Annotated in this window: 2 protein-coding genes; one reads left to right on the top strand and one right to left on the bottom strand. The window is 63.9% G+C overall.

Annotation, left to right across the window (positions count from 1 at the left end; all coding sequences use genetic code 11):
* The coding region (locus tag EN884_RS36790; protein WP_164895455.1) for a nicotinamidase at positions 1 to 433 on the bottom strand (433 nt) is incomplete at its 3' end.
* 258 nt (positions 434 to 691) lie between these two features.
* On the opposite strand from EN884_RS36790, the gene EN884_RS36785 reads away from it, so the two are divergent.
* Positions 692 to 1,075 (top strand): FAD binding domain-containing protein (locus tag EN884_RS36785; protein WP_206617766.1); only part of this gene is annotated, 384 nt, incomplete at its 3' end.

The following is a 1,075-nucleotide window of genomic DNA, read 5'->3' as shown; positions in this document are numbered from 1 at the left end:
GGGTCAGCGTGTCGATGCCGCGCTCCCGGAGGTAGCCGGCAAGGCCGGTCTGGGTCGTGCGGTCGTTCTCGAAGAAGGCCGAGTAGCTGTCGATATCAGGCCGAAATCCCTTGCGAATGACGAGCTCGGCCTTGGTCCAGGCGAGGCCGGAATGGAAATCCGAGCCCAGGCTGCCCTGGATGCAGTGGTCCGGCCACAGCGTCTGCTGGCCGTACGGCATTTCGATCATGGTGAAGGGCTGCGCGCCCGGATGGCTGGAAGCAAAGCTGGAGTGACCGGCGGGATGCCAGTCCTGCGTCAGCACGACATGGTCGGTTCGCCGGATCAGGTCGTTGACCAGCGGCACGATCTCGTCGCCGCCGGCAACCGCCAGCGCGCCGCCGGGACAAAAATCGTTCTGCAGGTCGATGACGACAAGCGCTTCGTCGGCCATGGGCTTTCCTCTTCCGTATGCAGGCTCCAGTGGAAAATGCCGCTGACGCGACCGGACGCAGAAACTTGACCAGATGGCCGGCCGCGTCAACCTCTCAAGCCATAACAAATGCGTGCCGGCGGCGCCGCGGCAAACTCCGGCTTTGACAAATCCTGCCAGCTTGATATCATTTGCATACGAATGAATTTTCCGACCCCTGTGCTGGAAGGATCTTTCGAAGTACCAGCTCTGGAAGGCCTCTTTTCGGGAAGGCAAAGCGTGATCCGTTACGCGAAACCCACCTCGGTCGACGAAGCGCTCGCTTTGCTTGGCGAGGGCGCCTGGCGCATCCTTGCCGGTGGCACCGATTTCTATCCGGCACAGGGCAGCAAACCGATCCGCGACAATGTTCTCGACATTAACGGCCTGGCGGCGCTGTGCGGCATTGCCGAGGCGAGCGACCATTTCGTCATCGGCGCGCGCACGACCTGGACCGACATCGTCCGCCATCCCTTGCCGCCGGCCTTCGAGGCGCTGAAGCAGGCGGCGCGAGAGGTCGGCTCGGCGCAGATCCAGAACGTCGCCTCGGTCGCCGGCAATCTCTGCAACGCCTCGCCTGCCGCCGACGGCGTGCCAGCCCTGCTCGCCCTCGCTGCCGAGGTC

The organism is Mesorhizobium sp. M7A.F.Ca.AU.001.01.1.1 (assembly GCF_004022735.1).
GTDB lineage: Bacteria > Pseudomonadota > Alphaproteobacteria > Rhizobiales > Rhizobiaceae > Mesorhizobium > Mesorhizobium ciceri.
This window is presented reverse-complemented; position numbering and strand designations above follow the sequence as displayed.